General features: G+C 42.8%; 13 protein-coding genes and 1 CRISPR repeat array (1 of these 14 only partly in view). Of the genes, 6 read left to right on the forward strand and 7 right to left on the reverse strand.

Annotated features, from left to right (window positions below; translation table 11 throughout):
• A CRISPR array of direct repeats spans positions 1-130; the repeat unit is 30 nt; unit sequence GTTTCAATTCCTCATAGGTACGATACAAAC (it extends 302 nt beyond the left edge of the window).
• Between the two features lie 231 nt (positions 131-361).
• The 4 genes from EKC99_RS06410 to EKC99_RS06425 all read right to left on the reverse strand — a co-directional run bounded on the left by EKC99_RS06410 (position 362) and on the right by EKC99_RS06425 (position 6097).
• Complete coding sequence (locus EKC99_RS06410) at positions 362-2062, reverse strand: two-component system sensor histidine kinase NtrB (RefSeq protein ID WP_163151101.1); 1701 nt, start codon at positions 2060-2062, stop codon at positions 362-364.
• Positions 2063-2228: 166 nt separating this feature from the next.
• On the reverse strand, positions 2229-3644 hold the full coding sequence (locus tag EKC99_RS06415) for an NAD-dependent malic enzyme (protein ID WP_163151082.1): 1416 nt from the start codon (positions 3642-3644) through the stop codon (positions 2229-2231).
• A 32-nt stretch (positions 3645-3676) separates the two neighbouring features.
• Positions 3677-5086 (reverse strand): aspartate ammonia-lyase, encoded by a 1410-nt coding sequence (gene aspA, locus EKC99_RS06420; RefSeq protein WP_163151084.1) that lies wholly within the window; start codon positions 5084-5086, stop codon positions 3677-3679.
• A complete protein-coding gene (locus EKC99_RS06425; protein ID WP_163151086.1) occupies positions 5087-6097 on the reverse strand; it encodes an asparaginase in 1011 nt (336 codons plus the stop codon).
• Positions 6098-6279: 182 nt separating this feature from the next.
• Here EKC99_RS06425 and EKC99_RS06430 point away from each other — a divergent pair, with 182 nt between their 5' ends.
• Positions 6280-6609 carry a helix-turn-helix domain-containing protein gene (locus EKC99_RS06430; RefSeq protein WP_003399254.1) on the forward strand — a complete coding sequence of 110 codons (330 nt, stop codon included), beginning with the start codon at positions 6280-6282 and terminating at the stop codon, positions 6607-6609.
• A gap of 14 nt (positions 6610-6623) precedes the next feature.
• Here the strand turns inward: EKC99_RS06430 and EKC99_RS06435 are convergent, their stop codons facing one another.
• Positions 6624-7382, reverse strand: a complete 759-nt coding sequence (locus tag EKC99_RS06435) for a serine/threonine protein kinase (RefSeq protein WP_021094321.1) — start codon at positions 7380-7382, stop codon at positions 6624-6626.
• Positions 7379-7555, reverse strand: a complete 177-nt coding sequence (locus tag EKC99_RS06440) for a hypothetical protein (protein WP_163151088.1) — start codon at positions 7553-7555, stop codon at positions 7379-7381. Before EKC99_RS06440 ends, EKC99_RS06435 begins: the two co-directional genes overlap by 4 nt.
• Positions 7556-7683: 128 nt before the next feature.
• Between EKC99_RS06440 and EKC99_RS06445 the strand changes: the two genes are divergently transcribed.
• Both EKC99_RS06445 and EKC99_RS06450 read left to right on the forward strand, forming a co-directional pair.
• Positions 7684-8373 carry an AzlC family ABC transporter permease gene (locus EKC99_RS06445; RefSeq protein ID WP_021094322.1) on the forward strand — a complete coding sequence of 230 codons (690 nt, stop codon included), beginning with the start codon at positions 7684-7686 and terminating at the stop codon, positions 8371-8373.
• Complete coding sequence (locus EKC99_RS06450; protein ID WP_163151091.1) at positions 8363-8665, forward strand: AzlD domain-containing protein; 303 nt, start codon at positions 8363-8365, stop codon at positions 8663-8665. The genes EKC99_RS06445 and EKC99_RS06450 overlap by 11 nt, the downstream gene beginning before the upstream one ends.
• Before the next feature lie 36 nt (positions 8666-8701).
• Here EKC99_RS06450 and EKC99_RS06455 read toward each other — a convergent pair whose 3' ends face one another.
• Positions 8702-9580, reverse strand: a complete 879-nt coding sequence (locus EKC99_RS06455) for a DMT family transporter (protein ID WP_163151093.1) — start codon at positions 9578-9580, stop codon at positions 8702-8704.
• 326 nt (positions 9581-9906) lie between these two features.
• On the opposite strand from EKC99_RS06455, the gene EKC99_RS06460 reads away from it, so the two are divergent.
• From EKC99_RS06460 to EKC99_RS06470, 3 genes are all read left to right on the forward strand, one after another.
• Positions 9907-11256, forward strand: coding sequence for a sigma-54 interaction domain-containing protein (locus tag EKC99_RS06460; RefSeq protein WP_077429076.1), 1350 nt, complete (start codon positions 9907-9909; stop codon positions 11254-11256).
• Positions 11257-11479: 223 nt separating this feature from the next.
• Entirely contained in the window at positions 11480-12802 is a 1323-nt protein-coding gene (locus tag EKC99_RS06465; protein ID WP_163151095.1) for a GntP family permease, read from the forward strand.
• Positions 12803-12814: 12 nt separating this feature from the next.
• Complete coding sequence (locus EKC99_RS06470) at positions 12815-13585, forward strand: 3-hydroxybutyrate dehydrogenase (RefSeq protein ID WP_163151097.1); 771 nt, start codon at positions 12815-12817, stop codon at positions 13583-13585.
• The last annotated feature ends 381 nt before the right edge of the window (positions 13586-13966 follow it).

The raw sequence follows: 13966 nt of genomic DNA on the forward strand, positions 1-13966 counted from the left end.
TCTGATGTCGCAGAAGCAGTCGAAGAAACTGCTGGGTTTCAATTCCTCATAGGTACGATACAAACCGATGCGAACTTTTGGATATTTTGCACGAATTTCAGTTTCAATTCCTCATAGGTACGATACAAACCCCAAAAAAGTGTTGATATATCAACATATGGAAAAGCTATACAACATCATTATACATCCATCCGAAAATTCAGTCAATGGTCTTTGTCGCTTGATACGTCTGACAAAGTGACAAAAATTAAACTGTCGTCGATCCCCCGGATTTTTTGCAAGATTGGAGGTCGACGACAGTTGTGAAATGATGAACAAATTGATTATCCTTTTATCGTTTTATCCGTTCCTTTTCTCATCATTATCCGATCGGTAGCTTAATAACAAACGTCGTGCCTTTTTCCGAACTGTCATGAAGCGCAATGGTTCCGCCATGGTTTTCAACGATTCGTTTGACGATCGTTAACCCTAAGCCTGTCCCTGACGGTTTCGTTGTCATAAACGGTTCAAACATCGTCGCTTGCATGTCTTGTGGAATTCCTTTCCCAGAATCGTAAACGTACATATTGTACGTCTCATCGACATCGGAATATATGCAAATCGTGCCGTTTTCTTCGATCGATTCGATGCTGTTATGAAGCAAATTGTATAGCACTTGCATCATTTGTTTCGGATCAAGCCGCAACAAAACGCGGTCAAGGCGGACGTGCACGCGAATATGTTTCGCCTCTAACGTATGTTGCAACAACGAAAGCAAGTCTTGAACGATCGTTTCCATATACGTCTCTTTCAACATCGGCGCACTCGGTTTTGCGATCAAAAGCATATCTTCAACAATCGCATTAATGCGGTCAATTTCTTTTAATAAAAGCGGAATGTGGTATTGCTCGCGATCGCTTTGTGCCATATTTTCGTTCATAAACGATAAAAAGCCATGAATGACCGCAAGCGGATTGCGAATTTCATGCGCTGCTTTCGCCGCCATTTCCCCGACTGCCGCCAACTTTTCCGATTGATGAATGCGTTTTGTAAGCTTCTCGATTTCGGTGATGTCGAGAAAGAAAATTGTACGGCCAATATGCTCCCCGTACAAGTTAAGTAAATTCGATTGTGACACTAAAAATATTTTTTTCTCACCATTTCTTTCGTATGGTACTTTTACTTGCCGAAACGGATCACGGCGAGCGAAAAGATCCCAAAACGAAACATTCGTTTCACTTTGCCTTTTTTGTTCAATCATTTGTTTTATTTCTTTTTTATCTAAACCGAGCAAAGTAACTGCGTAATGGTTAATAAAATGTTGCGAACTTGAATGATGCATCGTAATAATTCCGATCGGTAACGTATTCAATAACTGTTCAATATATGCTTTGTCATGAGCCACTTTCTCATACAATGTTCCGTACTTCCTAAGTGTAAAAGATAATAACAAAATAACAGACGTAAAAAGGATAATTCCAAATTGTGCATGTAAAGTCAAAAGGCTGACCAACACGAGCGATGCGAGCAACGTGACACCGTAACTAGACAGCCACTCACTTAACATGCTAATTAAAATATGGCTAACACGATAAGAGGAAGAAAGAGAGAAAAAACCTGCCATCAATAGTATATTTATCATAGAGTAAACAATAAGCGAGCCTAAATATGCCCCTAAAAAATAAATGGAAAACGCACCACTTTCTCCTCCGAACATAATAAAAGAATAGTAAGCCCCGACAATCATCCACGTATACATAGCAAAATTACAAACATGCTTCCACCACTTCATGCTCTTCTCATGAAATAAATATGTCGGAAGCATGCTTAAAAATAAAACCATTAACGCCATTTCTAACCCATATACAAAAACGGTTGCTAAATAGACGGCAGAGTCTAACGAAAATCCGTTTCCTTTCGGAGGAAGATGAATCATATAAACGCTTAGTAAAATGACAGAGATACAAAGTAAAACTAACATCGACCATTGTTGTTCGATATGCCCAAAAGGCCATCTATACAAAAATAACATGCATCCAGATAAAGCGACGAACGTTGCGTATAGCGCATATAATCGTTTCATCAAATGTACTCACCTATCACATAAATTGAGTTAACCCCATCATTCTATGCCAAACGGCGACAAGACGCAATGAGAAATTACACTATTCTATTCAAAGTATAACGGATTTAAACATGTGAATGTGATGTGAAAAAATGTAAAAAACATGGCGTGATGACGCCATGTTTTACTTGAACATCATATCGTCCTTGCGGGCAACGCCTGTTTGATATGCCGCTTTCATGACGGCTTCGCGCACTTTTTCTGCCACTTTATTGTTGAACACGCTCGGGATAATGTATGTTTCGCTTAGTTCTTCGTCTGTGACGACCGAGGCGATCGCTTGAGCGGCAGCGAGTTTCATTTCTTCATTGATTTCAATGGCGCGGCAATCTAGCGCCCCGCGGAAAATGCCCGGGAAGCAAAGAACGTTATTAATTTGGTTTGGATAGTCGGATCGACCTGTCGCCATGACGCGAACGTACGGTTCCGCCACTTCTGGATCAATTTCTGGAACAGGGTTGGCCATCGCAAAAACGATCGGATCTTTCGCCATTTTTTTCACATCTTCTACCGTTAAAATGCCTGGTGCGGATACGCCAATAAATACGTCCGCCCCGGCGATAACGTCTGAAAGCGTGCCGCTTATATTTTCCGGATTCGTCATGTTTGCATATTCGTTCCAATACGGATTGTCATATTGGACGCCGCGATGAATCGCCCCTTGTCGATCCACGCCGATAATGTTTTTCACACCGGCCGCCAACAATATTTTCGTGCAAGCGATGCCTGCTGCTCCGATGCCCGTTAATACGACTTTAATATCCTCAATCTTTTTATCTACAATTTTTAACGCATTAAGTAAACCTGCAAGCAAGACGACGGCTGTACCGTGTTGGTCATCATGAAATACAGGAATATCTAACTCTTGTTTTAACCGCTCCTCAATTTCAAAACAACGCGGCGCAGCGATATCTTCTAAATTAATGCCGCCAAAAGCTGGGGCGATCGCTTTGACGATTTGCACAATTTCATCTGTATCTTTCGTATCTAAACAAATCGGAAACGCATCGACGCCCGCGAGTTGTTTAAACAACATCGCTTTTCCTTCCATGACCGGCATCGCCGCATACGGTCCAATGTCACCAAGTCCTAATACTGCCGTTCCGTCTGAAATGACCGCCACCGTATTTCGTTTAATCGTTAACGAATACGCTTTTGTTGGATCTTCGGCAATCGCCGTACATATGCGCGCCACTCCCGGCGTATATACGCGCGCCAAATCGTCACGCGTTTTAATCGGAATTTTCGATTTCACTTCAATTTTTCCGCCGATATGCATTAAAAACGTGCGGTCAGAAACGTGAATAACTTTCACGCCCGCTGTTTTTCGCAACGTATCGACGACAACGTCCGCGTGCTTCGAATCAAGAACGCTCACCGTAATATCGCGCACTGTATGCGTTTTGCTTGAGGAAATGACGTCAATGCCGACAATATCTCCACCAGCTTGTCCAATTGCGGTGGCAATGTCGCTAAAAGAGACGACATTTTTCGCAAATTGTAATCGAATCGTAATGTGCATGTTTGCTCCGCTTGACATGTTGTACCCTTCCTTTTCTCTATCGCTTCATGTTATTTTCCTGCAATGCCCGGACTTGTCATGGCATACGGGTCTAAAATATCATGTAATTGCTTTTCATTCAACAAATCGTGCTCCAAGCATAGCTCGCGCACCGATTTTCCTGTGCGAAGCGCTTCTTTTGCGATGCGCGATGCCGCTTCGTAACCGATGTACGGATTGACAGCTGTAATGACGCCGATGCTATTTTCGACGTGTTGCTTCATTCGCTCTTCGTTCGCTTCAATGCCAGCTAAACAATAGTCTGTAAACACACGAAAGACGTTGTCCATCATATGGAGCGACTGAAGTAAGTTAAACACAAGCACAGGTTCCATGACGTTTAGCTCGAGCTGTCCTGCTTCTGACGCTAAACAAATCGTTTGGTCATTACCGATCACTTGAAACGCCACTTGGTTGACGACTTCCGCCATAACCGGATTCACTTTCCCCGGCATAATGGACGACCCCGGCTGGCGGGCAGGCAACGTAATTTCTCCAAGCCCTGCCCGCGGACCAGACGCCATGAGACGAAGATCGTTTGCGATTTTTGACATATTAATCATACATATTTTTAAAGCGGCTGACACTTCCGTATAGGCGTCTGTATTTTGCGTCGCATCAACAAGATGTTCCGCCCGCACAAGCGGCAAGTCGGTCAAACGAACGAGATGAAAAATGACGCGCTCAATATAGGCGGGATCGGCATTTAATCCCGTTCCGACCGCCGTTGCACCAATATTGACTTCGTACAAATGTTGGCGCGAATGGGCAATGCGCTCCATATCGCGCTTTACGACGCGACGATACGCTTCAAATTCTTGTCCGAGCCGAATCGGAACAGCATCTTGTAAATGCGTCCGCCCCATTTTAATGACATGATCAAACTGTTTCGCTTTATCGGCAAACACATCGTGCATATGTTCCATCGTCTGAAGCAATTGGTTCACCATGTTTAACACTGCAATATGAATGGCCGTCGGGAAAACGTCGTTTGTCGATTGTGACATGTTGACGTGCGTATTTGGACTAATGATATGGTAACTTCCTTTTCGCTCTCCTAACCATTCGAGTGCGCGATTCGCGATCACTTCGTTTGTGTTCATGTTGATGGACGTTCCTGCGCCACCTTGAATCGGATCGACGATAAATTGATCGTGCCATTGCCCGTCGATCACTTCCTCGGCTGCTTTCACGATCGCTTCACCGATGCGACGATCAAGTTGCCCCGTTTCCATATTCGCGAGCGCCGCCGCTTTTTTTACGGTCGCCATCGCTTGAATGAGCTCGCGGTGAAGACGATACCCTGTAATTGGAAAATTTTCGACCGCACGCATCGTTTGAATACCATAATAAGCATCGTATGGAATTTCTTTTTCGCCAAGCAAATCTCGTTCAAGTCGTACTGCTTTCGTTTGCAACATCTATGCATCCCAACTTTCTTCATGTTTTTCTGTTATGTCGTTTGCGATTGGCGTTTCCATCATGTTTTTAATTTCCATCAAATTGGTCGTTTTTCCTAACGCCCACATCAGTTTCGGTACGATCGCTTCTGTATTCATATCCCCTGATAAAATAACTGTGTTTTGCGCCACTTTCCGCCCAACTTCATATAATGTTAAATCTTCTCCTTCTTCTAAACATTGCGTCGTAATGACAACCGCCATGCCATCATCAATTAGCTCCTTTATTTTCGGCAACAAATTGCGCCCTTGAAACGGCACACCGCCGCTTCCAAAACTTTCGATAATGACGCCGCGATATAAATGGCGAATGTAATCAAATATTTCTGGCTTCGTGCCCGGATGAAGCTTCAGTAAAAACACGTCCGGGCAAAGCGACGGATCAAATTGCAACTTGCCGCTCGGCTTTGGCAGTTCGTATTGATAATCGATGCGATCGTGATGAATGTAAGCGACGTACGGATGGTTAATGCTTTCGAACGCATCATAGCTTTTCGTCCGCATTTTAACTGCCCGCGTTCCTAAAATAACGCGCCCATCGAAAACGACGAACACCCCACTCACATCTTCGCACGCAAAACGAAGCGCATCGCGTATATTTTTTTTCGCATCCGTTTTCGGAAAGCCGATCGGCACTTGAGAGCCGGTCAATACAATCGGCTTATTCACGTTTTGAAGCATATATGACAACGCAGCTGCCGTATATGCCATCGTATCCGTTCCGTGCGTCACGACAAAGCCGTCATAGCGATCGTATTGCTCATAAATCGCCTCCGCAATGTCACGCCAATGCTCCGGCTGCATGTTTGTGCTGTCGATGTTCATTAAAATTTGGCTATCTAAATGATACGGCTGATTTTCAATCGTAATGTAGCTCGTCAGCTCCTGTGCCGTCAGCTTTGGTGTAAGCCCTTCTTCGCTCAGCACGGAAGCAATCGTACCACCTGTCGCAAGCAACAAAATGTTTTTCATTATCGTCACCTCAAATATGGCGATTTTAAGTCATCTATTGTATTCTTTGTGTCATGTAGTGTAAACTATAAATACATTCGTTCGCGATTCGCGTACCTTCATTTCAATTATATTCAGAAAAAAAGAAAATAACAAGTGTTTTTATTCATTTCGCGAACAGCAAAAAAAGGGGGAGAAACATGATGATTTCAAAACGATTATCGGAATTAAGAAAGAGAAAGCAATGGTCGTTGCAATATATTGCCGATCAACTCAATATCGCAAAAAGCACATACGCCGGGTATGAGTCCGGTTATCGCCAGCCGTCGCTCGAAGCGGTCAAGGAGCTGGCGACGTTGTTTGGCACAACGACAGACTACTTACTCGGGGCAACAGACGAGGAACAACCGTCGATTGAGCTCACTCGCCCGACGGTTCGACTGACAGTAGACGGTGAAGCCGTGACGGAAGACGAAATCATTCAACTCATCGCATTCATCCGCGCAAAACGCGACATCGAAAATAAAAAATAGGCGCCATGCAACGCCTATCCAATCACATCAGCAACATCGCGCGCCAATTGCGCAACAGATGCATACGGCAAATCCAACTGCAACATGCGCCGCAACACATAGCGCGCTTCTTTTGACAAGGAAAGTTCGTCTTCCCAACTTTTCTCTTTGTCCTCTGTTGGCTCATAAGACGAATACAATAAAAACAGTAAAAAATGACCGAGGGCATATATGTCGCTTTTCACATCAACTTGACGCCGAAGTTTCTGTTCGAGTGTCAAAAACGGGCCATCTTGTTCATGGAAAAAACGGGCAAGTCCGAAATCAATGACATATACAACACCGTCGCGAAAAACGATATTTGGGATGCGCAAATCGCGATGAACGATTTCGTGGGCGTGAATGTGTTGCACAATCATCAACACATCCGCCAACAAGAAAAACGCTTCTTTCTCACCGAATGTTTGTTTTTTCTCGAAAATAAGCGTTTCGATCGTATCCCCTTCAATATATTCCATGACAAGATGCGGAATGCCGCGCGCATCGAACATATCATATAGCTTTGGAATTTGCGGATGGTTTAGCTTTCGTAACATGAGCGCTTCTCGTTCAAACGATGCGATTCGCTTCTTTTTTTTCGTTCGCTTCATTTGCTTTACAACGACAAGCTGGTTCGTCTCCTCATCGCGCGCCACATATGTTATCCCGTAGCTTCCTTCACCGAGCCGTGCTTCAATCGTGTATCGCCCGTTTACGACCGTTCCTTCCCGATACGGCTTTTCAATAAAAATCATGAACTGCCAAAAAAGCTAGAAAATACGCTATGGCTACGATGCTTCTTTTTATAATGCTTATAACCGTATTGCGACGGATGGCGATGCGGACGGTACGTATAACGATCACTACTGCTATAACGGTGTTTATGCATGTTTTTGTGTAAAAGCAGTTCAAGCAATTTTTTTAACATTGTTATCATCCCCTTTAAATCAGATAGCTTACTATACGAGAAGCAAGAAAAAAAGTTTCACCGTTTACTACATATCCCTTGCAAAATAGAAAAAATTTTATGAAAATACAAAAGAAGGGGGAATACATATGTTTCGGCACGGTATAAAATCAGGAGTCGCCATCGCGATCGGATATGCGCCTGTAGCGCTCACGTTCGGTTTGTTAGCAAAGTCCACAGGGCTTTCCATCGTAGAAACGACGCTTATGAGCATGATTGTATTTGCAGGGGCAGCCCAATACATTTCGCTCAATTTACTATCTCTTGGCACCGGTCCATTTGAAATCATTTTAACGACGTTTATTTTAAACATTCGGCATTTTTTAATGTCCGCATCACTCAATGAAAAGGCAGAACACGATCCGCTTTGGAAAAAAGCGCTATATGCGTTCGGTATTACGGATGAAACGTTTTCTGTCGCTGCGATGAAAGAAGGTACAGTCTCTGCTTCGTATATGTTCGGGCTCATTTTCATTTCCTACAGCAGTTGGGTAATCAACTCTGCGATCGGGCATATCGTCGGCGCTTATTTACCTGAAAGTGTGCAAGTGAGCTTATCTGTCGCCTTGTATGCGATGTTTGTCGGCTTGTTAGTTCCTGCCGTCAAAACAGAACGGAAAGCGCTATGGCTCGCCGTTTGCGCTGGTGCCATCAACTGCGTGCTTTTATTATGGCTCAACGTCCCGAAAGGATGGGCGATCGTCATCTCTACAATCATTTCCGCTATATGTATTCAATGGGTTGTAGAAAAAGGAAAGGAGACGGAATATGCACAGTGACATTTTTTTCATTATTCTCGGCATGGGCATCGTCACATACATTCCGCGCATGCTTCCGTTAACCGTTTTTCATCGCATCAACTTGCCACCGTTTTGGCGCGGTGTATTGCGCAACGTCCCGTACGCTACGCTTGGCGCTTTAATCATTCCGGGTATATTTCTTATTCAAGACGATCCGTGGTTTGGCATCTTTGGTTTTACAAGCGCTGTTCTCGCCTCTTGGCTCGGTGCAAATGTCATGATCGTCGTTTTCGTCTCTGTACTTGTGTTAACCGTATATACGATCATATAACAAAGGTGTCCAACATGATTGGACACCCTACATCTTTTACACTTGCTTTTTTCGAAAAACGACAATAACGACCCCGATAACGATCAACGCTCCGCCAATCCAAAATGAAACATGTAATTGCTCATGTAAAAACAGCCAACCGAACAAAGAACCGACAAGCGGCTGGAAAAAGAAAAAGAGCGAACCGATACTAGCATCCATCATTTCCATCCCTTTATTCCAAAGAAAAAACGCCCCTGCGGTTGACACAACGCCGAGATAAATGACCCCAAGCACAACAGGAAACGAAAAAGTTACAGGCGTCACTTGCCACCATTCCCATACCATCATCGGTGTTGTACCAATCCATGCGACAAAAATCGCATAAGTCGTCATGACTAATACCGACAGGCGATCCGATGCGATTTTGACAAGCACCGATAAAAGCGCCCACGTTACTGCCGCTCCAACAAGTAGCACGTTCCCAAAAAACGACGTCGTCTCCCCTTTACCAAATCCAACAACGACAACAACCCCTGCCGTCGCAAGCAGAAGCGCACTTAGTTTTCGTAACGTTAGCGCTTCATTCAACAGCCAACGAGCGAAAATAACAATAAACGCAGGCGTGGCTGACGTAATGAGCGAAGCCGTATGCGCATCTGACCATTTCGTCCCGACAAACTGTAAGGAAATAGAAACGACATACCCGACGATCCCAATCGATATGATATGCTTCCAATCTTCTTTTTCTTTTGGTACCGGAACACGTTGCACCTGTAAAATTGCCCATAATACAAAAAAAGCAATCGCATAACGAAGCCATACGAGCGTAAATGGTGGAACGTAATCGAGCACATATTTACTTACGACATACATGCCACCCCAAATGCTCGCCGCAAGCGACAAATACAACGAACCAAAAAGCGTTTTTCTCATCAAGCTTCCCTCCGTCTTTTTTCTTTTTTCTACAAGACGGAACGTGCGCTTGCCCCGTCTTAGAAGCAAGCAACTGGTTGATCGTTCTCAAACAAGTACATATACATGTTCTTCACCCCTATACGATGGTTATTTTTCATTGTATCAAATTTTTTTGATTTTTCTATTCTTTTATTTTCACGATGTGTGTTTTGTTGATTTTCCTTAATGAACAAATTGATTTTTAATATAAAAATTTTCTATTTTTCAACAGTTGAATGAACGATCTTTTGTTTTTATAGTAAAATAGATTAAAAATTATAAAAATTCTAAAAGGAGGGGTGAAGTTGTTATTTGAACAAAAAATTTTAGAAACGGTTATCGATCGGGCGTATGAATGGATTGTTGTGGTGGATCATAAAGGAACGATCGTATACATGAATAAAAATTATTGTGATTTCTTAGGAAAAAAGAAAGAAGAAATCATTGGTAAACATGTGACCGAAGTAATTGAAAATACGCGCATGCATATTGTTGTTCAAACAGGTCAGGAAGAAATTGCTGATTTGCATTATATTCAAGGAAACTATATGATTGCCAACCGTATTCCAATTTGGATGGATGGAAAAGTGATCGGAGCGGTTGGTACGGTTATTTTTCGCGATACAAGCGAATGGAAACGAATGAACAGCCATATTAAAAGTTTGCTTCCTCAACTACAAACATATTTGCAAGAGTGGAAAGAACATAGTGGGGCGAAATATACGCTTAGTCATATCATTTCCGTTTCAAAACAAATGGAACAATTGAAAGAAAAAGTGAAGCGAATTGCAGATAGTGACATTTCTGTTTTGATTCGTGGGGAAAGCGGAACAGGAAAAGAGTTGTTTGCCCATAGCATTCATCAGCTTAGCAGCCGAAGCGATAAGCCGTTTGTAAAAATTAATTGTGGTGCCATCCCCGAACATTTGCTTGAATCAGAGCTATTTGGATATGAGGATGGGGCGTTTACTGGGGCAAGGAAAGGTGGGAAAAAAGGCAAATTTCAATTAGCAGATGGTGGCACGATTTTTCTTGATGAAATCGGCGATATGCCATTACATATGCAAGTGAAACTACTTCGAGTGTTACAAGAAAAAGAAATTGAACCTGTCGGTGCGACGAAAACAATCAACATTGATGTGCGCATTATTGCAGCAACGAATCGACCGTTGGAAAAAATGATTGAAGAAAAACTATTTCGCCAGGACTTATATTATCGCATTAACATTGTTCCCTTTTTCATTCCACCGCTTCGTGAACGACCAGAAGACATTGAACCACTTATTCATCACTTTCTCGACAAAGTGTGCAAGCGTTCCGGAAAACGCATTCGGTCTATTACGCCAGATGTGATGGACATTTTGCGACGTCACATGTGGCCAGGCAATATTCGCGAGTTAGAGAACGTCATTGAAGCATCTGTTTATTTTGCGAGCGGAGAGACGATTACGTTAGAAGCATTACCAGAATATTTGCGAACAACGAGCGTTTATCAAACGGATGGAAAGACATTGAAACAACTATTAGAGGAAGCTGAAAAACAAATCATCCAACAAAGTTTGCAACAGCATCATTTTGATAAACAAAAAGTAGCCAAGGCACTTGGCATTAGTAAATCTGCGATGTATGAGAAAATAAAAAAATACGGCTTATGACATTCCGCCATGCTGGAATTCGTTCCACAATGGTGGAATTTTTATTTGTCCATATACCAAGGAAAATGGAAAAGAGTTTCTTAAAAAATGGAATAAACAATATACATATAGTGTTTATTGCAATGGACAACGAATTGGCACGAAGTTTGCAAAATAAAAGAAGTGAAAGGGGGAAAGGAGAAATGAAAGCGGTTTCCAAAATGAATATAAGGGGGATGAAACGATGTGGAGTATGATCGGTTTAATCGGCGGATTAGTGTTGTTAATCTTTTTGACGATGAGAGGAATGAACTTATTTATTGCTGCTCCGTTATGCGCGCTTATTGTCGCTTTGTTTAGTGAACTTCCGTTATTTCCGCAACTTGCTGGCGAAGGACAGGCGAATTTTGTTGGGAACTACATGGCTGGATTTTCTGGATTCGTTCAATCATGGTACTTAATGTTTTTACTTGGTGCAATTTTTGGAAAAGTGATGGAAGATAGTGGAGCAGCTCATAGTGTGTCGAAATGGGTTGTTGAAAAAATAGGTTTAAAACACGCAGCGTTAGCGGTTGTTGTTGCATGTGCAATTTTGACATATGGTGGCGTTAGCTTATTCGTTGTTGCGTTTTCTGTTTATCCGATGGCGGTTAGTTTGTTTAAACAAGCTAATTTGCCACGACGTTTCATACCAGCAACACTGGCATTTGGTTCGGTGACGTTTACAATGACATCTGCTGGGTCGCCTGAAATTCAAAATTGGATTCCGATTGAGTATTTGCACACATCACCATATGCAGGATGGGAAGTAAGTATTATTGTTGCAGTTTTTATGGCGTTGTTTGGCTATTGGTGGTTGAAGCGTATGATTAATCGAGCGGTAGCCAATGGCGAATATTTTATTGCTCGTGACGGAGATCCAACTGAGGAAAAGGCAAGACTTCTACCACACCCACTTGCAGGGCTTATTCCACTGATCATTGTATTAGTCATTTCATTCGTCTTCCACGATTCATTAAAACAGTCAGCATTAATTGTCGCTTTACTTGGTGGGATTATCTCTGTTTATATACTAAACCGAAAATATTTTCAGAACTTCACAGGAGCACTATCAGAGGGAACGTTAGGAGCGTTGCTTGCGTTAGGAAATACAGCGGCAGTGGTTGGATTTGGAGGAGTGGCTAAAGCGGCACCTGCTTTTCAACTCGCGGTTGAAACAATCACAAATATTCCAGGTAGTCCACTTATTGGTAGCGCGATTGCAGTCAGTGTTATTGCCGGTATGACGGGATCGGCATCTGGAGGGCAAGCGATCGCTTTACCACTTATTACACCACATTATTTAGACGTTGGAGTAAATCCAGAGGCATTACATCGCGTCGTGTCGATTTCGTCTGGGGCACTTGACTCATTGCCGCATAATGGATATGTCGTTACGACAATTCGGGCTATTTGTGGGGAAACGCACCAGGATGCATATAATCCAGTCGGAGCATTAACCGTCATCGTTCCATTGCTAGGCACAATATTAGCTATTATTTTATTTTCATTCGGATTAGGGATTTAAGGGGGAGCATATATGTTACAAGGTCGCGTAATGTTTATTACAGGCGCTGCTCGTGGCATCGGATTTGAAATAGCAAAAACATTTGCTAAGTACGGCGCAAAAGTTGTATTAACGGACATTCATGAAGAATCGGTACATCAAGCTGTTGCTACTTTATCATCACATGACGTGACCGGTATGGTTTGCGACGTCACGTCAGAAGAAGCATTAGATCGCTGTTTGCATCAAACGGTTGAGCGTTATGGCCGGCTCGATATTTTAGTGAATAATGCAGGCATGCAGCATGTGGCTTTGATTGAAGATTTTCCAACAGAAAAATTTGAAACACTCATTCGTATTATGCTTACTGCACCGTTTATGGCGATTAAGAAATCTTTTCCAATCATGAAACAACAACAGTATGGTCGCATTATTAATATGGCGTCGATTAACGGATTGGTAGGATTTGCGGGGAAAGCAGCATACAATAGCGCTAAACATGGGGTTATTGGACTTACAAAAGTCGCTGCTCTTGAAGGGGCACCTTATGGAATTACCGTCAATGCACTTTGTCCCGGTTACGTTGATACCCCACTCGTACGTAATCAGTTAACTGATCTAGCAAAAACAAGAAACGTGTCACTAGAAGCCGTATTAGAGGAAGTTATTTATCCACTTGTCCCTCAGCGACGTTTATTATCTGTTGAAGAAATTGCTAATTACGCTCTATTTATCGGCAGTGATCAAGCGAAAGGGATTACAGGTCAAGCGATTGTCATTGATGGTGGTTACACAGCGCAATGATTGAAGCCCCCAAATCTTTTTGGGGGCTTCGATTGTTCAGCAAATAAACCAACTGTATCAGGAAACAACTCATTCTTTCTCTACAAACCGCTCCACTTCTCCTTCCGCAAGGTCTGTGATGTTTGCAATGTCTTTTACGCTCATCCTTTTTTCGCCATCGTTTGTACATGGCGCTTCATCCCTTGTAGTTCATACGAAATCATCAATTCCATCACTTTCTCCATTCCATTCACCGCGCTTCGTAGCCTTCGTTCTTCTTCATCGGATCGTTAAAAAAGCCAAACAGCAACTGGACCTGAGTCAATATATTGGACAGAAAAAAGTTAACTCGTTATGCTGACTGACGTGCTTGATCTTCTACTTCTTGTGGAGTTCTGTAAC

This window comes from Anoxybacillus sp. MB8 (genome assembly GCF_011006755.1).
GTDB classification, from domain to species: domain Bacteria; phylum Bacillota; class Bacilli; order Bacillales; family Anoxybacillaceae; genus Anoxybacillus; species Anoxybacillus gonensis.